General features: G+C 36.3%; 21 protein-coding genes and 1 pseudogene. 8 read left to right on the plus strand and 14 right to left on the minus strand.

Annotated features, from left to right (window positions below):
• Positions 1 to 89 precede the first annotated feature (89 nt).
• From FC748_RS15480 to FC748_RS15495, 4 genes are read right to left on the minus strand one after another with little or no spacing between them, the layout of a single operon-like run.
• Positions 90 to 1289 (minus strand): MFS transporter, encoded by a 1200-nt coding sequence (locus FC748_RS15480; RefSeq protein ID WP_108030688.1) that lies wholly within the window; start codon positions 1287 to 1289, stop codon positions 90 to 92.
• Entirely contained in the window at positions 1276 to 3237 is a 1962-nt protein-coding gene (locus FC748_RS15485) for an FAD/NAD(P)-binding protein (RefSeq protein WP_025218434.1), read from the minus strand. The genes FC748_RS15480 and FC748_RS15485 overlap by 14 nt, the downstream gene beginning before the upstream one ends.
• A 54-nt stretch (positions 3238 to 3291) precedes the next feature.
• On the minus strand, positions 3292 to 4326 hold the full coding sequence (locus tag FC748_RS15490; RefSeq protein WP_024360904.1) for an NAD(P)H-dependent flavin oxidoreductase: 1035 nt from the start codon (positions 4324 to 4326) through the stop codon (positions 3292 to 3294).
• A 39-nt stretch (positions 4327 to 4365) separates the two neighbouring features.
• Entirely contained in the window at positions 4366 to 5556 is a 1191-nt protein-coding gene (locus tag FC748_RS15495) for a YbfB/YjiJ family MFS transporter (protein WP_229388304.1), read from the minus strand.
• Between the two features lie 113 nt (positions 5557 to 5669).
• Between FC748_RS15495 and FC748_RS15500 the strand changes: the two genes are divergently transcribed.
• A complete protein-coding gene (locus FC748_RS15500) occupies positions 5670 to 6566 on the plus strand; it encodes a LysR family transcriptional regulator (RefSeq protein ID WP_024360902.1) in 897 nt (298 codons plus the stop codon).
• Positions 6567 to 6767: 201 nt separating this feature from the next.
• Here the strand turns inward: FC748_RS15500 and FC748_RS15505 are convergent, their stop codons facing one another.
• Entirely contained in the window at positions 6768 to 7316 is a 549-nt protein-coding gene (locus FC748_RS15505; RefSeq protein WP_024360901.1) for a GNAT family N-acetyltransferase, read from the minus strand.
• Between the two features lie 316 nt (positions 7317 to 7632).
• On the opposite strand from FC748_RS15505, the pseudogene FC748_RS15510 reads away from it, so the two are divergent.
• Positions 7633 to 7812: pseudogene (locus FC748_RS15510) on the plus strand (IS3 family transposase); the annotation flags it as partial.
• Between the two features lie 46 nt (positions 7813 to 7858).
• Here FC748_RS15510 and FC748_RS15515 read toward each other — a convergent pair.
• Together FC748_RS15515 and FC748_RS15520 are read right to left on the minus strand one after the other, a co-directional pair.
• The gene (locus FC748_RS15515) at positions 7859 to 8920 is read right to left on the minus strand and encodes an LLM class flavin-dependent oxidoreductase (RefSeq protein ID WP_024360900.1); all 1062 of its coding nucleotides are present in this window, start codon (positions 8918 to 8920) and stop codon (positions 7859 to 7861) included.
• Positions 8921 to 9007: 87 nt separating this feature from the next.
• Positions 9008 to 10231 (minus strand): MFS transporter, encoded by a 1224-nt coding sequence (locus FC748_RS15520; protein ID WP_420798350.1) that lies wholly within the window; start codon positions 10229 to 10231, stop codon positions 9008 to 9010.
• 263 nt (positions 10232 to 10494) lie between these two features.
• Between FC748_RS15520 and FC748_RS15525 the strand changes: the two genes are divergently transcribed.
• Positions 10495 to 11076, plus strand: a complete 582-nt coding sequence (locus tag FC748_RS15525) for a TetR/AcrR family transcriptional regulator (RefSeq protein WP_024360898.1) — start codon at positions 10495 to 10497, stop codon at positions 11074 to 11076.
• Between the two features lie 175 nt (positions 11077 to 11251).
• Here the strand turns inward: FC748_RS15525 and FC748_RS15530 are convergent, their stop codons facing one another.
• The 3 genes from FC748_RS15530 to FC748_RS15540 all read right to left on the minus strand — a co-directional run bounded on the left by FC748_RS15530 (position 11252) and on the right by FC748_RS15540 (position 13819).
• Positions 11252 to 12673 carry an MDR family MFS transporter gene (locus tag FC748_RS15530; RefSeq protein ID WP_108030690.1) on the minus strand — a complete coding sequence of 474 codons (1422 nt, stop codon included), beginning with the start codon at positions 12671 to 12673 and terminating at the stop codon, positions 11252 to 11254.
• Positions 12674 to 12744: 71 nt separating this feature from the next.
• Complete coding sequence (locus FC748_RS15535; protein ID WP_025218425.1) at positions 12745 to 13323, minus strand: TetR/AcrR family transcriptional regulator; 579 nt, start codon at positions 13321 to 13323, stop codon at positions 12745 to 12747.
• Positions 13324 to 13432: 109 nt separating this feature from the next.
• Positions 13433 to 13819 carry a DUF5071 domain-containing protein gene (locus FC748_RS15540; protein ID WP_024360895.1) on the minus strand — a complete coding sequence of 129 codons (387 nt, stop codon included), beginning with the start codon at positions 13817 to 13819 and terminating at the stop codon, positions 13433 to 13435.
• A 936-nt stretch (positions 13820 to 14755) separates the two neighbouring features.
• Between FC748_RS15540 and FC748_RS15550 the strand changes: the two genes are divergently transcribed.
• The 5 genes from FC748_RS15550 to FC748_RS15570 all read left to right on the plus strand — a co-directional run bounded on the left by FC748_RS15550 (position 14756) and on the right by FC748_RS15570 (position 17389).
• Positions 14756 to 15049, plus strand: coding sequence for a winged helix-turn-helix transcriptional regulator (locus tag FC748_RS15550; protein WP_227665397.1), 294 nt, complete (start codon positions 14756 to 14758; stop codon positions 15047 to 15049).
• Positions 15050 to 15140: 91 nt separating this feature from the next.
• Entirely contained in the window at positions 15141 to 15761 is a 621-nt protein-coding gene (locus tag FC748_RS15555) for a YbhB/YbcL family Raf kinase inhibitor-like protein (RefSeq protein ID WP_108030692.1), read from the plus strand.
• Between the two features lie 313 nt (positions 15762 to 16074).
• Positions 16075 to 16338: a hypothetical protein gene (locus FC748_RS15560; RefSeq protein ID WP_024360891.1), complete on the plus strand. Its 264-nt coding sequence runs from the start codon at positions 16075 to 16077 to the stop codon at positions 16336 to 16338.
• A gap of 166 nt (positions 16339 to 16504) precedes the next feature.
• Positions 16505 to 16780 (plus strand): hypothetical protein, encoded by a 276-nt coding sequence (locus FC748_RS15565; RefSeq protein WP_025218421.1) that lies wholly within the window; start codon positions 16505 to 16507, stop codon positions 16778 to 16780.
• A 153-nt stretch (positions 16781 to 16933) separates the two neighbouring features.
• Positions 16934 to 17389, plus strand: a complete 456-nt coding sequence (locus tag FC748_RS15570) for a hypothetical protein (protein ID WP_024360889.1) — start codon at positions 16934 to 16936, stop codon at positions 17387 to 17389.
• A 237-nt stretch (positions 17390 to 17626) separates the two neighbouring features.
• Here the strand turns inward: FC748_RS15570 and FC748_RS15575 are convergent, their stop codons facing one another.
• The 4 genes from FC748_RS15575 to FC748_RS15590 all read right to left on the minus strand — a co-directional run bounded on the left by FC748_RS15575 (position 17627) and on the right by FC748_RS15590 (position 20140).
• Positions 17627 to 18031: a VOC family protein gene (locus tag FC748_RS15575; RefSeq protein WP_036204622.1), complete on the minus strand. Its 405-nt coding sequence runs from the start codon at positions 18029 to 18031 to the stop codon at positions 17627 to 17629.
• 55 nt (positions 18032 to 18086) lie between these two features.
• Complete coding sequence (locus FC748_RS15580) at positions 18087 to 18725, minus strand: kinase (protein WP_238600198.1); 639 nt, start codon at positions 18723 to 18725, stop codon at positions 18087 to 18089.
• A 66-nt stretch (positions 18726 to 18791) separates the two neighbouring features.
• On the minus strand, positions 18792 to 19433 hold the full coding sequence (locus tag FC748_RS15585) for a 3-oxoacid CoA-transferase subunit B (RefSeq protein ID WP_274519752.1): 642 nt from the start codon (positions 19431 to 19433) through the stop codon (positions 18792 to 18794).
• Positions 19433 to 20140 carry a CoA transferase subunit A gene (locus FC748_RS15590; protein ID WP_108030693.1) on the minus strand — a complete coding sequence of 236 codons (708 nt, stop codon included), beginning with the start codon at positions 20138 to 20140 and terminating at the stop codon, positions 19433 to 19435. Before FC748_RS15590 ends, FC748_RS15585 begins: the two co-directional genes overlap by 1 nt.
• Positions 20141 to 20238: the final 98 nt, after the last annotated feature.

Below are 20238 nucleotides of genomic sequence, written 5' to 3' on the forward strand. Positions count from 1 at the left end.
TAAAAGGAAAAGGCACCTATAAATGTGCCTTTCTCCATAACCATTCATCTATTCAATTTATTTAACGACTAATAGAAACAAATCCATTACTAACTAAACTTTTCTTGGATAGGCGTTTCTTTAGCATTCACTCGATACGATTCTACTACTGATATACATGCTAGTATTCCAGCAATAGACATTAGAAGCCAAGCTACATTGGAACCTACAGTTGTAAACACCAAACCAAAAATTAATGGTCCGACAGCTGCCCCTAGAGAAACACCCATTTGACTAATAGCAGTTGCTTGCCCTTCTCTTCCAGGATAAGCAGCTCCTGTTACATAGTGTAGTAATCCAGCCCAGCCCCAGCCACCACCATAGGCTAGAATAGCCCCTACTACTTGTAGAGTGTGTGAAGGCATGGTTAATGCTGCTGTACCTAATGATCCAACGATAAACATTGATAGTAACAATATTTTTTCAAGCCCTCTAAAACGGTCAATTGCTAACCCAGCAAAAACCCTTACTAGAATATTTGTTATCGATGCAACTGCGGCCACCATACTAGCCTTTACTAATGTAATTCCTCCATGTGTTAGAGACGTAATCAAAAATCCACCTAAGCTATTTCCAATTGCAGCGCCTAGGCCACCTGCTATCGCCAACAACATTAAATGTCTATTTAAGCGTAGTTTTGTTGCATTTTTCTTTTTAGCATTGCCATGTTCATCATCTTTTGAATTCATCAGTAAGATTATGCCATAGAATAAAGTTAGTCCAGCAACAAGCCCGAATAGATTTCTCCATCCTATAGGCACTGCTAAAAAAGGAACAGAAAGGCTACAAAACAAAGTTGCTGCAGGTATGGCTGCTTGTTTCAACCCAAACGCAAATCCTTGAATCTTCTCCGGGCACCGTCTGATAATTAGCATATTAGTAAATGGTTGACTGTAGCCGTAGACAGCTCCCCCAAAAGCAGCGCCTACCCATAATCCAATTTCCGGATATACGAACGTTAAGAAAAGGCTGAATGCAGTAACTAGAACTGCTATACCTATTATCTTATCTATGGAATGATGGCTATTTATTTGCCTACTAATATAGGCTCCCATAAGTGATCCTAACCAATATAATGTTATTGTTACGCCTATAGCTCCAACACTAAACCCTGTATCCTTCCTTATTAAATCATTTACTGCACCTGGTAAAAATACAGGAGTTGAAGTCAAAATCGTAACAAAAACTACGGTTAGCGCTGTGAAAACACTTCTTGATGTTTTTCTTTCTGATTTATTATGCTCTAACAAGAATTTTTCTCATCTCTTTCTCTTTGTTTTCGTGTTCTGCATGTAATAGACTAATAATTTCTCGTGCAATTGCATCGGATTCACATAATGTAACTGAATTAACCCCAGGTCTAATACCCGCTGCAGTAACCCAGTGAACGCCTTCAGTTGGAACACCAAAAGCAAACCTTCTTGCATGCTCTTTGCCCTCACCGTCTAAAACTTTGTTAAGAGGTCTACTTACAGCTAATCCCCCTGTATCATAAATCAAACCATTGCAACTAGGTATTTTATAAGTTTGACATTGGTTTGTTTTTAACAAATAGGACATTAATGGATCCGCATTTCGCTTTAAATTTGTCTCAGGAAGACGTGCTTCAATGAGGGCCTTAGCCTTTATACCACTATTGTTAACGAAAGGTGACACAGCATAAAATATGGATTCTTCTTCCACTACTTCTACTTTAAGTTTTGGCCCGATAATGTTAACAATTCCTGCTTCCATCAAAGCAATCATTTGTTCAATTCTAATTGCTGGTGGACCAATCGAAAAGAATGCATTTAACGGCGTATACCAATTCTTTAATTCGATTTTATACGAATCTCCATTAATACCTGCGTAATCTACGATAAGACGAATTTCATTACGTAAATCTCGTAACGCGTCTAATGCCGATTTTAAAGGACTGGTCACATTACCTCTTTTGGCCTCCTTTAAGTCTAAAGAAAGATAATGAATTAACCAATCATTAAATTCTTCGGGATTATCATAAAAATGATTTTTGACAGGATTAGCAAGCGTTTCCCAATCCCACATTAAATCATCAGGAATGCCAAAGTCCTTTAAAATGCTTCTCTCATGTTCACTTCCATAGGAATAGAGACTATATTTAGCCTGAAACTCCTGTCCAGCATTCAAACCTGATTTCTCTTCAATGATTGCCTTGTAATAAATCGTTTCTATTTCTTTCGCAATAAGTGGCCATACATCATTTTTAAAATCTACGGCTTGTCCGTCTAGCGTTTGGTTATGAAAATTCTTAATCACCTCTGGAGTGATATATATTGGTGTGTGTCTGCCTGATGCACCCTTCTCATTTTCACCACGAGCGTGATATGGAATACCTCTTCGAGAACCTGCATAGATGATAGGCTCTTCCCCTGAAGCTTGGTATACTAATTTGTTTCCTGTTCGTATGAATTGCCCGCCTCTTCCCTGTGTAAACAGTGACATGTAATCGAAGAAATTCAAACCGAGTCCCTTTAAAATAACAGGCTCTCCTGCTTTTATGCACTCTAATGAAACATCGGCTGGATTACTCGGGGTAATATAGATCATTCCCTTTTCAGCTGCGATTTTTCTTAATTTCTCTTCTTCTGGAGATAAACTTACCGGTGTATGACCTTGCGCTAACACGACAGCGTCCACTCTTAAATGAACATTATCCTTTTCAAGCTGTACAATCTGGCTTCCATCATATGCATCATCAATCGCAATAGCTCGTGTTTGATGAGTATATACCATGACGTTACTTGGCATAGTTAAGACAACTTCTTTAAATACCCATTCCAAGTAGTGACCATAAAAGGCACGTGTAGGATAGGAATCTGGTTTTAATTCTTCTGCCTCTCTCATGACTAATTCGCTATATTCCAAATTAGCATTCGCTATCTTTGTTAAAGACTTAGCCCATTCATACAAACAAGGACCTTGCATAATAGGACCTTCACATTCAACACTAAAATCCGTAAACAAAGTAATTTGAGAAGCTACTGTGTTCATCAATAACGTTTTCGACTGATTTGTTCTCCACACTTCGCCAGAACCTGGAAGGAAAGGGTCTATCATATAAATTTCAATTTTACCTGCATAAGAGTCTTCTTTAAAATTTGTACGAAGTCTTTCTAACACAGAAAGTCCTCTTGGTCCGCAACCTACTAAAGCAATTCTAAAAATATCTTTTGTCATTTTAAAACTCCTTCTAATAAATTTATAATGACCAACCCTGTATATTAGCTAAAGTCATACATGATTTGTGTTTACTTGCAGCATTAATGTTTTTATTAAATCTGCCGCTGGAAGAGATTGAGCAAGTTTATAGCCCTGTCCAGCCCATAAAGACATGTACTTTGGATTATCTGACTGAACAGCCTCTTTTCTTAATTTTTGTGTCATATAATGAACTTGTGGATACGCAGCGGGTGCTTCCTTGTCATAAGTGGATAGAAAATAATTTACTAACCCTCTTGCACGCCTGCCCGTAAATGCACGTGTAATATGAGTTGTTGTATAGTCCGAATCCGTTAAAGCTTTTCTATATACTGGATTCGTCCCACTTTCTGGACAAAGGAGAAAAGCGGTACCTAATTGAGCAGCACTAGCCCCTGCCCCTAAAACAGCAGTAATCGTACAACCATCCATAATCCCTCCTGCCGCTATAATAGGAATATCGATTTCCTTTTTCACGATACTTATAAAAACGAGTAATCCATACTCTTCGTGAGGTTCCATATTATTTGAAAAGGAAGCTCGATGTCCTCCCGCCTCAATGCCTTGCAAACATAATGCATCGGCACCCGATTCATTTGCTATTTTTGCTTCTTCTAAATTTGTAACGGTAACAATTACGAAACTTCCATTTTGCTTTAATTCTTTTATAGTTTCAGTAGACGGACATCCAAAAGTAAAACTTACAACAGGTATTTTTTCTTCTTTGATTAAGTCAATTTTGTTATGCCAGTCATCATCATCCACGATTGGATCTCCAACTGTAGTTCCTAATAGTAATGCTTCTTTTTCTAACTTCGCTCGATAGTCGTCCACATTACAATTATCATTGATTTCATTTAGGTTAGGGACAAATAAATTTACACCAAAAATATTAGAAGACAAATTACGAAATTCTTGAATATCTTTTCTTAAATCTTCAGTTGTTTTGTATCCAGCAGCTAGAAAACCTAATCCGCCTGCATTGGATACCGCTGCGGCAAGAGCTGGCGTCGATACCCCTCCCGCCATAGGAGCTTGTATAATTGGGTATTTTAATTTATCTAACATACCGTTCTCCTTTTCATCGATGATTTAATTTTTCGAAAATTAAATTTGTTTTTTTAGAAACTCAGGACTCTTCTCAAATCGAATACCAGTTAGAAGTAAGCCTGCGCCTACTAAAACTACACTGGCTGCACCCAGTAATACAGCATCATAATTCTGAGTGGCAGTTGAGATAATTCCAGCAATTGATGGCCCAATCATTTGTCCACCTGCATAGATAGATGTAAGAATGCCAATAATCCGACTACTATTAAATGGACTCATTTGGCGTGCTAATGTTGTAGCAAGGGTTGTGATTCCCATAAAAGTGGCCCCAAATAATAGAGCACTTAAAACTACCCCTATTTGAGATACCCATAAAGCTGGTAGCGCTATTCCAAAAGCTTGCAGTGTCATTGCTAACACCAAGGATTTAACAAATCCAATTTTTTTAGCTAACTCTGACCAGATAATACAAGATGGAATTGCAGCCAATCCAACCACCATCCACACTACGGTAGCATCACCATGAAAGCTCGGTATTTCTTTCGCGATAGATACAATAAATGTACCTGTCACAATATACCCTAACCCTTCTAATCCATAAGCTACAATTAGCCAAGGAATCCATTTTAAAGGAGGTACACATAGAGCACTTTCTTGTTTACTAGTTTTCTCAAAAGACAGTGGTTCGTCTTTCATGCTAATCCAAACTATCAAAACTAGTAGCATACTAACACCGGACAAACCTAACCATACGCCTTCCCAGCTGTATAAACGATTTAATATGGGTATCAGTAAACTTGATAAAAATATGCCCAGCCCTACTCCACCATAGAAAATGCCAGACCAATTCAATTTATTTCTGATAGCTAGTTTATCTAGCACAATGCCAGAGGCCATCACAAAAACAATAGCGCTGGAAATACCGGATATAAAACGCAACCCATACCAAATAAAATAAGATTGAAATAAACCCATACTAGCTGTTGTTAGAATACTAATAACCAGACTCAACCTTAATATAAACGTTCTATGTTGCTTTACAGGAATAACTCCTACTAAAAATGCCCCAAGTAAATAGCCTGCATAATTACTTGTAGCAAGATAACCCCCTACTGCATTTGAAAACGAAAGATCACTTTGCATCAGTGGAAGAATTGGCGTATATGCAAACCTGCCAATTCCCATAGCAACGATTAAAGATAAAATACCGCCTAATAAAAAAATAGAAGAATGTTTAAATAAAATCACACCCCTTGTAAAATCATTATATAAATATCATAACTTTTTTTTGAATTATAGTATAATTCAGGTAAGTGATAGTTACCATCTTTTATTTATATAGCTAAATGGAGGGTTTACTTATGGACTTACATGCTTTGAATATTTTTAAATCTGTTGCCGAAAAAGGGAGTATTTCGCAAGCCGCTCGTGATCTTAATTACGCACAATCCAATATCACTACTAAAATTCAACAATTAGAAAACGATCTTCAAACCACACTATTTTACCGGAATAACCGTGGCACTACCTTAACTTCCAAAGGGAAGGTCTTATTAACATACGCTGAAAATATCTTTAATTTAATAGAAGAAACAGTCAAGGTGATGCAAGATAATCAAATTCCACAAGGCCCATTATCTATAGGCTCTATGGAAACAACTGCTGCTGTTCGCTTACCATCCCTACTATCGAAATATCACCACGAATATCCAAATGTAGACTTGAATTTAAAAACAGGGCCAACTCAACAAAATATTCAAGGGGTTTTGCATCATGAACTAGATGGGGCATTCGTTGCTGGTCCTATTGACCACCCAGAACTAACTCAAAAGACTGTTATCGAAGAGGACTTGGTACTAATTACAGATACTGTTCATCCTCCTTTGTCATCTATTAAAGATATCCAAACAAGGACGCTACTAGTGTTTCGAAGTGGCTGCACTTATCGGGCAAAACTCGAACAATGGTTGCATGATGAAGGAATTACACCAAATAAAATAATGGAATTTGGTACACTTGAAGCAATTCTTGGCTGTGTCTCTGCAGGGTTAGGCATAAGTATGCTCCCCTATTCTGTTATAGAAATGCATTTACAAGCTGGGACAATTAGACATCATTCAATCCCAAATCCTTATGGAAAAGTTGAAACAATATTCATCTATAGAAAGGACACATTTATACCTACATCTTTAATTAAATTTATGGATATGTTTTGTGAGGAGAGAAACGCTTTTCAACATCCTATTTCCGTTCAATAATCAGAATAGTCAGTTTTAAATAACTAAAAAAATAATAGCATTAATTTACAGTGCTGTGCCTTATGTATATGGATATTTCCAATGAAGCTAAGCATAAAAATAGTAACGGCTTATGCGTCTTTTATCCCCTCTTACATTTATAAAGCATCTTAACCTATTTGGCTAAGATGCTTTTTTAATACATGTGTACAAGCGTAGGCACTACTTTGCATTGATATAGTAGACGAGATGATCAGTCCATTCATCGTCCTCATAGATGAAGCCTTTTCTCGTGCATTCATAAACCATTCCAACACTTTCTGCCAACTTTATTGATGCATTATTATCAAGGTTTATATGCGCTTCGATTCGATGATAATTTAATTTCTCAAACGCTAGCTCAATCGCTGCCTTTACAGCCTCTTTACCATAGCCCCTTCTCCAAAAGTGGTTATGGATGGTATACCCGAATCTAGCCCATTGAAATTCTCTCCTCATAATTGTTGAAAAATCGATAACACCAATATGTGCATTATCCTCTTTTCTAAACACACTAAATACATAAACATTGTCATCCACAGCCATCTGATAATGTTGAGTGACTAACTCACTAAACCATTCTTTTGTACAAATACCCATGTCTATTTTCCCGTCATCGTATTTATGCTGAGAAGGTAAACGATTTTCATATTCAGTAAGCCAAGAAGAATAATCATCCTCTTCTATAAATCGAATAACTAATCTTTCTGTTTCCGTTCTTATCTTATGCAATTGAACACCTCGTCTAAAAATATTCCCCACTATTCAATAGCATATTCTACATAATGGAAATATATCCTCCTTAATTAGCGGCTGTATGGCCCTTTTAAAATTTTCCTAACTACTAAACGATAGGCAACATAAGATAGAAGTTCTCTGTAGTTAACATAAAAAATAACAGCACCCTAATATTTAACGATTAGGGTGTTGTTTAAAAGCCTCATATATAAAATGGAACTGACCCCAATAGATATAGACAAATAAAAAAAGCATCTTCGATTGAAATCGGGTATAGATACCCAAACTTCAATTAGGAGGTGTTTTTTCTATGGGAACAAGAGTGAGTTATCCATATGATGTAAAAATGAAAGCGATTGAGATGCGATTAGCAGATGTACCTATCAAACAGATTTTATTGGAATTAAATATACGTCATAAAACACAGGTGGAAACATGGATGCGTTGGTATAAAAATGGCGAAATCAATCGTTTGAAACAACCTGTAGGGGTATCGGCAATTTCTAAAATCAATGGCCGTATTCTTTAATAAAATATTATATATTCTGTTCCTCGTTAGCTTCCCATTTAGCAATTTCCTCTCGAACACGGGGGGCAACCTCTGTCCCGAGCAATTCGATGGCACGCATTACTTGATGATGTGGCATTGTACTTAACGGCACATACATCATAAAACGTGTAATCCCTACATGCTTACGCAAATGAATGATTTTTTCAGCGACTGTATCTGGATCACCAACATACAATGCTCCTTCAAAACTCCTTGCAGCATCAAAGCTTGAACGGTCATAATAAGCCCAACCTCGCTCTTTACCAAGCTTATTCATACCAGCTTGCGTAGATGGGAAAAATGTATCTGCTGCCAATTCTCTGTTTTCCCCTATAAAACCTATCGAGTGAGAACCAACCTGAAGTTTAGATACATCATGTCCGGCACTTGCTGCTGCTTTCTTATATAACTGTACAATCGGTGCAAATTGCATAGGGCTTCCACCAATAATTGCTAGCATAAGTGGCAACCCTAGTAGGCCTGCACGGATGGCAGAATCTTGATTTCCACCACTACCTACCCATATAGGTATAGAATTTTGAACTGGTCTTGGATACACACCTAAATTATTTATTGAAGTTCGATGTCTGCCCTGCCAAATTACTTTTTCCGATTGACGAATTTTGAGCAGCAAGTCCAAATGTTCTTCATACAATTCATCATAATCGTTCAAATTATAGCCAAACAACGGAAATGACTCAATAAAAGAACCTCTCCCCGCCATTATTTCTGCACGTCCATTTGAAATGCCATCAAGTGTGGAAAAATCTTGGAAAACGCGTACGGGATCAGCTGAAGAAAGCACAGTTACGGCACTTGTAAGTCTTATATTTTTTGTTTGCGGTGCCGCTGCCGAGAGAACCATCGCTGGAGAAGAGGCAGCATAATCCTTCCTATGATGTTCACCAACGCCAAATACATCCAGCCCTACTTGGTCCGCAAGAATAATCTCTTCGACCACTTCACGTAATCGTTGTGCATGACTAATCACTTCACCACTATAAACATCTGGCTTCGTTTCTACAAAAGATGTAATACCAATTTCCATTAAAATCTCTCCTAATCTAATTAAATTGAAAGTAAAAGTAGTCAGTACCTTTATAGTAGTACTCTTTTGCTAGTAGCTATCTTACAGCTATCCAATCTTTACTCGACTACTTATAACCCAAAAAAGCAGAGCAAAAGCGCTCACAGAAGCACCAAGTGAAGAAACCCCTTCCCAGCCAAAATGTGCGTATATTTGAGTCGAAGCAATTGATCCAGCTGCACTACCAATAGAATAGAAAATCATATATCCAGCAGTAAGTCGACTCTGTGCTTCCCTACGCAATGGAAGAATCATCGTTTGATTCGTGACATGTATTGCCTGTACGGCTAAATCCAGTAGCACAATGCCAACCACTAATGCAAATAATGATTGTTGTAAATAACTAATAAACAACCACGAAATTAACAATAGTGTTAATGCAATACCAGTAGTTCGTTGTCCATAACCTCGATCGGCAAGTTTTCCCGCACTTGCCGCAGCTAATGCTCCCGCTACACCAACTAGACCAAATGCTCCTATTGCGCTATGAGATAGAACAATGGGCGGCGTACTAAGTGGCAACACTAGCGAAGTCCATAAAATACTGAAATCCGCAAAAATCAACATAGCTAACACAGAACGAACACGTAATGTTCTTTCTTGCCTTAACAATGTGAATGTTGATCTAATCAACTGACAATAGGTTATAGATTTCACTTCACGTTCTACATTAGGCAACACTTTAAAAAATAAACTAGCTAACAAAAGCATGATGGTTGCAGAGACAATAAATACCGAACGCCAACCCGCCAAATCTGTTAAAATACCGGCAAAAGTCCTTGCTAGCAGTATGCCAATCACTATTCCACTTGTTACAATGCCCACGATACGCCCTCGTTCTGTAGGAGAAGCAATGTTCGCCGCAAACGCCACGAGCGTTTGTGTAACAACTGCAAGAAGACCTACCAACGCCATACCTACAAAAAGTATTGCACTCGAAAAGGCAGTCCCTACTATAATCAGCGCTATTGTGGATAATAGCATCTGGCCAACAATAAGACGTCTTTGATTTAACAAATCTCCAAGCGGAACGAGTAATAGTAAACCGATTCCATAAAAAATCTGTGTAATAGTAATCACTAAACCAATGAAGGAATCGTCAATACCAAAGTCATTCGATAATTGATCGAGTAATGGCTGAGCAAAATAAATATTGGCAACAGAAATTCCACAGGCAGTTGCAAACAACAATGCCATAATGCGAGACATAGATGATTGTTGTTGGCAATGAGGATTTGATTGATCCTCCATATTTGTCTCTGTTTTGAACACACCTATCCCTCCAATCACAATAAGTTTACAAATATAACATACCGAACGGTACGATATAATTTATTGGTAAATATAGCTTAAACACTTTTCCAATGTCAATAACTTTGTTTTACAAAATAAAGTTTTGCATGAAATAAAAGGATGTGGTTTGACTAATAAAGCAGGTAATCATATAATAATTACATACTGATTGGTATTGAAAAAGAATTATCATTGCAGTATTTAAATCATAAATAATCAAAATTTGAAGAGGAGTATTTTTAATGGCAAGAACCCGTGAATTTGATGAGGATCAAGTTTTAGATGCAGCTATGCAGTTATTTTGGGAGAAAGGATATGAGGCTACCTCATTAAGTGATCTTACTTCTAGAATGGGGATTCAACGTCCTAGTATTTATTCAACTTTTGGTGATAAGAAAGAATTATTTGAAGCAGCACTTCGCAAATATACAATGACTAGGGCATCCGATATTCGGACTACTCTTCAGAGCCACTCCTCTGTAAAAGAGGCATTTACTATTTTTTTTACTGATATCATTAATGACGAATACGCAGAAGAGCTTAGTAAAGGTTGTTTTTGTATTAATACAATGGTTGAACTAGCGCCACATGATGAGCGTTTTGAAATCTTAACCAGAGAACATCAAATGTATCTAACTGTCATCTTTCAGGAGACGATTGAACGAGGAATACAAACTGGGGAGCTAGAAGCCAACACAAACGCAAAATCTTTAGCACAAGCACTTATTGTCTCATTAATTGGTATAACGGTTATGATGAAATCTCGCCCTCAACGTTCTTTTATTGACAATGCTATCGCCACAACTCTTACATTACTTAAGTAAAAAGATACAATATATAACTTTGAAAATTAGAACGTTGTAACTGAGATTAAATTCTTTTCTTTCTATGGCCACAAAGGCGCTATCCCCTGATAGCTGCCCTTGTCCCACAAAAGTCTACATGGATTTTTACGTTACATCAAACAGGCGAATTACGACATATTTAATTCATCAAAACTTAATTTTTTTCTACACGCTTTCCATTAACAAAAAAAGATAATACAAGTCCAATAAGAGCAATAGCTGCTATAAAGAAGAAAGCATATTTTGTTCCTTCTGCAATTAACTCTAATAACGAGGCATTTTGGAACTGTTCCATATGTTTGTTTTGTCCACTAACCATTAATGTAATGGCTAAAGCAGTTCCTATTCCCCCTGCAATTTGTTGTAATGTGCTCATGACTGCGGCACCATCAGCGTATAATTCACGTGGCAACTGATTTAATCCGTTTGTTTGTGCCGGCATAATAATCATTGATATTCCTATAAAGAAGATTGTATTTGCCAAAATAATTTGCCAAACAGGTGTATGTGCGGAAATCGTAAAAATAAATAGTAAACTTGCACTGAACGTTAACAGAAAGCCCAATGGCAAAAATTTTTTAGCTCCAAACTGATCAAAAAGTTTCCCTACTACTGGTGATAAAACAGCATTCATTGCACTACCCGGTAGAAGAATAAGACCTGCTACTGTAGCACTGAATAGCAATGAACCTTTTAAGTACATTGGTAGCAAAATAGCGGTAGATAAAATTAACAGCATACCGCTAAACAATAGCAATGTTCCTAACGTAAACATCGGATATTTGAACGTCCGCAAATTAATCATAGGCTGCTTCATTTTAAATTGGCGAATAGCAAATAGGATAATTGCCACTAATCCCACAATAAAAGGTAGATATACCGTGGCTGAAGCAAATGATTTTTCTGAAACGGTACTTAAACTGTAAATGAAGCCTCCAAACCCAAGTGTTGATAAAATAATGGAGAAAACATCAATCGCTGGTTTTGTAATCGTAGATACGTTATCGATTTGCTTTAACCCAGCTATCACTAGTGCTGCGTAAAACACAAGGCTAATCCAAAAAATATAAGACCAATTCAACGAGTCTACAATTAAACCTGCCAGTGTCGGTCCAATCGCTGGTGCTGTTGTAATAACAAGACCCATCAAGCCCATAACCGCTCCTCGTTTATGAATTGGAAAAATTAACAAAATGACATTCATCATTAAAGGTAGAATAATACCTGTTCCAAATGCTTGAATAATACGACCTATTAATAAAATCGGAAAGTTTGGCGCTAAAGCTGCTAAAATCGTCCCCAAAATCGAAAAAATTAATGAACCCACAACTAACTGTTTTGTTGAAAACCATTGAATAAGAAGAGATGAAACAGGTACTAAAATACCAATTGTTAATAAATAGCCAGTAGTCAGCCACTGTGCAGTTGCAGCTGACACTGCAAAATCAGCCATAATATTGGTCAGTGCCATATTTAAAGCTGTCTCACTAAACAGTCCTATAAAAGCCGCAAACATAAGTACAAAAGCCATGCTTTTAGGTTTATGTACTGGCACAACTTGCATTGATGAAGCCATAAAATACTTCCTTTCTTTCTCCACGATTAATTAGACCGGTCTATATAATATTAACAAAAGAAAGACCCTTTTTACTTTGAAAGCAATAAAGGGATCATTTTGTTAATTTGAATTAAAGGTTCACTCGATTTTTTTGTTACACATAATGTAATGCCGCCTTCAATTAATGCACTTATTGTTTTGCTAATTAAGAAAGCACGCTCCTCACTATATCCACTAACTTTTAATTTCTCAAAGTAAAGATTTCCCCAAATTTCAAAGGTTTCTTCACAAGCCTGACGTAAATTCTCATTTACAAATGCTGTTTCCATTGCGAGTAATCCCATTGGAACATTTTTCAATTTAGATATTGGATCGATGTCATGAAAAATTCCCGAAATATTTTCTATATGGAATTGAAATGCCTTAGCTGGATCATCATAAGCTGCTAAATTTTGCTCTATTTCTGCTGCAATTCTTGTTGCCGATAAGTTAATCGCTTCAACAGCTAATTGTTCCTTACCATTAGGAAAATGATAATATAAAGAGCCTTTAGGGGCCCCACTCTCCTGAATAATTTGACTCAAGCCAGTAGCATGGTATCCTTTCAAATGAAAAAGCTCTGTTGCAGCTTCCAAAATTTTTTCGCGAGATGATTTTTTGCTAGACATAGGCTGTACCTCCCTTAAAATTATAACGAACGGTCTACATAATAATATAAGTCTTTTTGAATGTTGTCAATTTGATTAATGCTGAATTTCACAAAGAAGCACTCCAAATTTAGAGCATGTCTACAATTTCTTTGGCAATTTCATCAAGTTCTTCTGCGATTTCATTTTGCGTAGGGGTTTGGGCAACTCTTATTAAATACTGTTTAAACTGAACTTGCGACTCTACAGGTAATTTAATAACCAAAAAATGCAAAATAAACCACTTCCAGTTATCATCATTTGAAGATAATATCGCTTGCACATGAGAGACAATTTCCTTAGGGAAAGTTAATAGTATCTCCACCACGCCAGAAGCAACAGGCCAGTTCATATCTTGCGTATATTCGAGGAGGTCTGGCAGTAAAGGTTCTAATACATTTCTATCTAATTTTTTTAGTTTTTCAACCTTATCAACATCGTATATATTTAAAGGGAGATAATCTTCATACCCTTCCAAATCCAGCACCTCCTTGTTTTTCCTTGGTTAACACTCTATTAAAAAACTACGCTACATTAGTAGGACCTTGCTTACTAAGCAATCTTATAAATAACTGACCTAGAATATAGATACTTGAGACAAATATCATAGCACCGTTTTTGCCAAAAGGTTTAAACCAACTGCCATCATCCAATATAAAAAAATGACCCAATACTAATGAAATAACGAGCATCATAATATTTAAACTAAAAAACAAAGGTAAATTCATTTTTCTCGTTAATAGACCTATAACGACTATGCACACTATAAATATAGGAAATAAGAAATCCGCGTCCTCACTATTAAGATAAAAATGATATTCATAAAAATAAAAGAAAAATGGAACTGGAAATAAAGACATTATACTAATAATAAATTTTTTCATTTATATAAACCTCACTATATTGAACAAATAAGGAAATCAACATTTAGTGTAATTTTACACCAGAAATTGGTTTTTTCATATATTTAATAATTCTTATTTAAGACTCTATTATGTGATTCTCTACCCTCTTTTCTACTTACTTTAGGCAAAAATAAAATGCTGACAATCCACCCTAAATACAAAGGGTATTTTAATATTTCATTTGTTGAATACCCTAATAAATAAGGTAAATGATTATACCGGTTATATACAATCCCAATCCTATTTTGTTCAACATAAGTCACCCCTTCTTTTCAAGAACAAAATGTTTTGTTAATTATAACACCGCCTTTATTATACCATTTATTTACATATATTAATTTATGCAATATTGCTCACATAGCATTTTATTTAGATAACCGTTCGTTCAATAATTGCTTACAGTTGTCCGTTTTTTACGTTTGTGTTATAAAAAACTAAAAATAGAGTAGGAGGAGATTATCATCAAATTAAGAGAAGAATACACTTGTCCGTTAGAATTAGTACAAGATATGATCAAAGGAAAATGGAAATGTATTATTATTTGGCGATTACGGCTTGGACCCACATCTCCATCTAAACTAAGACGGGATATTAAAGGAATCACTGAAAAAATGCTGTTAGAACAATTAAAAGAACTAATGGATTTTCAATTAGTCGATAAAGAGGAATACCTTTCCACATATCCACTACGAGTGGAATATAGCTTAAGTACAAAAGGAAAAGAAGTATTAAAATCATTAGAAATTATGCAGCGATTAGGTATTCAATATCTCGAGGAGAAACAAATAATAGGTAGTCGTTAAATAGAGTACCCTTACAAAAAAGTGGGTAATTTACGATAGTTTTTTCTCCATGTTATCATGACCTCAACAACAACATATGGAGGTAATAACCATGAAGAAAAAATTTATACTATTCCTATCCATCCTTTCACTGTTAGCTATAGGTATACTAACTGGATGCAGTAATTTAAATAAAAATACTACTGAATCCACAAAAGAAAAATCATTTGTCGTAACAAGTACTGGTATAGTAGATGGCGTTATTCAAGATCAATATGGACAACTAGGAGATTCCTTTAACGAGCATGGCATGCCGACTTATTCATTACCATTAAAGTTTGAAAATGCACCAAAAGAAACTGTGTCATATGCGTTAGTTTTAGAAGATAAAGACGCTTTCCCTATTAGCCAAGGGTTCTCTTGGATTCATTGGACAGCAGCTAATATTCAAAAAGATGAACTGAAAGAAAACGAAAGTCAAACAGCGACTGATTTTGTCCAAGGCGTAAATAGTTGGATAAGTCCTCAAGGAGGTAGCCAAAGTGCAAAACTCTCTAGCTTTTACGGGGGGATGGCTCCGCCCGATAAACCTCATACTTACGAGATTCATGTCTATGCATTAGATACGACCGTCGATTTAGAAAATGGATTTTTACTGAATGAACTCTATCATGCTATCGAAGGGCATGTGTTAGCTGACTACACTTTAAAGGGTACTTACCCAAATAAGTAATTACTTATTATCCTAATTTATCTCAACATTATCTCAATTTAATTTCAAATAAGTCCGGGACTGTTCGATTTTTTGAGTCTCTGGACTTTTTTCTTTGCTCCTAGTAACATTGTTTTAAGAACAAATTGATTTGGTTTTCTACGTTAAATCACTGAAACTTTAGCCAGCTATAGCAACAATTTAGACAAAAAGAGCTTGGCTAATAATTTTTTTGTTTTCATTACTGAAACAATATAGGATATACTTTTATAGTCCTGTTATTGGCACGTAAAATAGAAAGTTAATTTCAAGAAAGTTTTATTGGAGGTTTATTATGAATTACAGAATTATTAACAAACAAGTATTTGAACAAGCACAGCTTCGTTCGGTTTCAGATGTACCATTCACCGAAGAAGAACTTCAACATGGGATGAAAATTGCCGTCTCTAAAGCAGATGATACTTTAGCTTTATATTTACTAGATATCGAAGGTCATAGAAAATTTGAAGTTCGTTGGGACGATTCATCAGAAATTTTCAACGGTTGGTATTCAGCATGGGATAATTTCTCTTGGTGCCTAGATGTAGTAAGCAAATAAATAGCCTTGTGGAATAATATCAACTAGAAACGAACATTCTTTTGTTTTCAGTTGATATTATTTTATTTAACTAGTATTTCTCTTTAGAATAAAGGATTTCTCATTAAACTATTTAGTAGCAGCATTTGCAACTTCATAACAGTAAATTTCTTGAAGGAGTGATATGATGAAATTTTTTAAGAAGATTACATTTATCCATCCTATAAGAAAGTACATACATGTCATACTAATCATTTTCATGTTTGCTCTTGTCGTTCCTGCTGGATTCGATCCGCTATATTTAAATTTAATCATGGTCCTTTTTGGACTCGTCATATTAAATCGTGGTTTTGATTACAAAGGAACGGACACTAAAGCTTATTACAAATGTTTGTATATGGGCGTAGCGATGTGTTTATTATTTATTGTTTTATTTATTGTCCAATTTATAAAAAATGGATAACATATGTTACGCATGCCTCTCACTTTCCGATAGTCAGTAATGCACAGAAGATGATTTTCTTTCATTCGTTAGAAAAAATACTTTAACTCCCTGTCCCTTTGTATAATTCATACGCAATTTGAACATATATGGAGTAACAAGGGAGGAATGAACATGAAAAAACTACTTTACATGTTAGTACTATTCACGCTATTGTTATCAGCCTGTGGAAAGAATGCAGAACCGAAGGAAGCAGCAGTGAATCAAGAGACATCTGTTAAAGATATTGTGGGCGCAACCGTTAAAAATAAATTTACTGTAGAAGAAACGAAAGGTATTGTTACTATTTCGATTCAGGATACAGATGTCAGAGAAGGTTCAAAAAACCAAATGCTAAAAGATTCAGGGAAAATATTTGCAGAGATGTCGAAACTAAAAAGCGTAAAAACACCTTCGATTATTTGGTATGCCCCATTAACAGGTGCTAATAGCAATGAAGAAATGACCGAAGTATTAAGCATTTATTTTAATGAAAAAGATTTTAGAACTGTCAATTGGGCCGACTATTCTCGATTAAATATAGAATCCATTGCTACTGAATATAGGGAAAACCAAGCATTAGGAGATTAAGCATTCAGAAGCGAGTGCAAAATGGAAAAAGTGTAAGATTGACTGCCATCAATCTTACACTTTTTTGCTCTGTTATTGTTTTTCGCTATGGCAATTGCTCCAAAGGGTACTTCTATGCCCGTACTCGCTTGCGTGCAGTATGCCTGCGTCTATTTTTATGCGTCAATCTATGTAATGATTGCGTCGCTTCATTGGCCTCTCAACCGCTTCAGACCTCTAGACAATCAAAACATTCATTTATATGCCCATTGTATTCATTAATACAATACGCCAGCCATCCGGATCTTCAATTGTTACACCTTTTTCAGCCCAATAAAGATTTTCAGGCTCTACTTCTGGATACCCCATCTGCGCCAAACGTTGCGCAATTCGTTGGATTGTTTCAATATTTGGCATATACAACACTAGAAGATTATCTTTTGTCGGTGCTGGACACGGACTCCCCTCAATATGCTCGGTAAACTCCAAATGATAATTAGCATTTGGCAGGCCAATCATAATGCCATCGTAGCCTTGATGGCCTGAAAAAGAACCTATTTTTTCTAATCCTACCCCTTCACAATAAAATCTTTCTATTGCTGCTAATTGATTTGTAGGTCTTGCAACACGAACTTGTACAACTTCCTTTGTCCAATCTTTCATTGCCATCTCCCCTTTCAGAACCATTATATACTGGAAAAACTTGAGAGTAGAACGGTCAATAGTCTGAGATTTTAGCCGATTGCCAGATTATATTTGCTTTTTGTAATGGTGATTCCTTTTCTAAGTAATATTGTTCTGCCATCCAATATCTCTGTTTATACTTCTTCAATATTGCTAATTCATCGCCTATATACGAATCACGCTTTAGTACTCTTTCTTTCCTAATCTCTAAAGAGCATTCTAAAAAAACCGTATAATCATAAAATTGTTCCCACTCATGGCGCTGGAGAAAGACTCCTTCTATTAATAAAATACTATTTGGTGGAAATACGCTTTGCATATTTATGATAGTATTCGTTTCCCGATTATAAAAAGGAAGCGTTAGCTCCTGATAATCTTTATGTATTTTGGAAAAGCAATATTTTATGTACGCTATATCCCATTGTAAGTAATAATATTCGTACCATTCTTCATAACCCGTATTATAGCGTTTTTCGCTTTCTACAATGTAATCGTCAATATGTAACACATGAATCGTACATGCATTTTCTAGCATGCTCACTAACTCTTTGACAAAGGTCGTTTTTCCTGCCCCACCTAATCCGTCAATGGCAACAATAAATGGCCTTGCTCCTCGATCCGAACTGCAATATTGTTTCATTATTTCGTTTGTAACCTGCTGTAGGCAAAGCAATTCTTCACTCTCCTTAAAATTCAAATAACCAGCTTACCTTCACAAGGTAAACTGGTCTCTTATTAATTAATGGGATAAAGCAACATTAAATGAAGCAGCCGTTTTCGCTTTTACCTCTTCCAATGTCACACCCTCTGCTAATTCGATGAGTTGCATACCTGCATCTGTAAAATCGAATACAGCCAAGTCCGTTATTAATCTGTGCACGACACCTTTGCCTGTTAACGGTAGCTCACACTGCTTTTTAATTTTTGATTCTCCATTTTTATTGACATGCTCCATCACCACGATAACTCTTTTCGCGCCGACAACAAGGTCCATAGCACCGCCCATGCCTTTAATCATTTTTCCTGGAATCATCCAATTCGCTAGATCCCCAGTTTCCGAAACTTCCATACCACCTAAAATTGCAAGATCAATATGCCCCCCACGTATCATGGCAAAGGAATCAGCGCTATCAAAAAAGGATGCGCCTGGCACGGCTGTCACCGTTTCCTTCCCTGCATTAATGAGGTCAGGGTCTACCATACTCTCCTCTGGATAAGGGCCAATGCCAAGAAGGCCATTTTCAGATTGTAATAACACCTCGTAGTCAGCAGGAATAGCATTGGCAATAAGTGTTGGGATACCAATACCTAAATTGACATTCATACCATTTTCAATTTCTTGCACTGCTCTATTCACTATTCTATGTCTTGTATCCACCATCATGCTTCCTCCTTTTTCACTGCCAAACGCTCAATACGTTTTTCATATTTGTCACCGAGTAAGACACGTTGCACAAAGACACCTGGTGTGTGGATATGATCTGGATCTAGTTCGCCCACTTCCACAATTTCTTCTACTTCTGCAATTGTAATTTTGCCAGCCATTGCTGCTAACGGATTAAAATTACGTGATGTTTTTCTATAAATTAAGTTGCCTAGCTTGTCTGCTTTCCATGCTTTGACAAGCGCAAAATCTGCAACAATCCCTTGTTCTAAAATATATTCTTTGCCATCGAAAACCTTTACTTCCTTGCCCTCCGCAATAGGCGTGCCAACCCCTGTCGCTGTATAAAATCCTGGAATACCCGCTCCACCAGCTCGTAGCCGCTCAGCTAACGTTCCTTGTGGCGCGAGCTCTACTTCTAACTCGCCGTTTAAAAACTGCTGTTCGAAAATTTTATTTTCGCCAACATAGGAAGCAATGATTTTTTTTATTTGTTTATTAGCTAGTAATAATCCTAATCCCCAATTATCCACTCCGCAATTATTGCTTACAACGGTTAAGTCTTTTGTTCCCTTTTGTTGTAATGCTGCAATTGCCTTTTCTGGAATACCACATAAACCAAATCCCCCAACTGCTAACGTAGCACCTTCCTTAATATCTGCAACGGCTTCCTCAAACGAATGCCACACTTTCCCGTTTCCCATATCGAAACCCCCTAAAATTGCTCGTTTATTAAGAAAAATTCTACATCATTCTTGTTTTATAAGTAAAGGAATTAATTGGAATGTTATTTATTCTAAAA

The organism is Lysinibacillus sphaericus (assembly GCF_005217585.1).
Taxonomy (GTDB): domain Bacteria; phylum Bacillota; class Bacilli; order Bacillales_A; family Planococcaceae; genus Lysinibacillus; species Lysinibacillus sphaericus.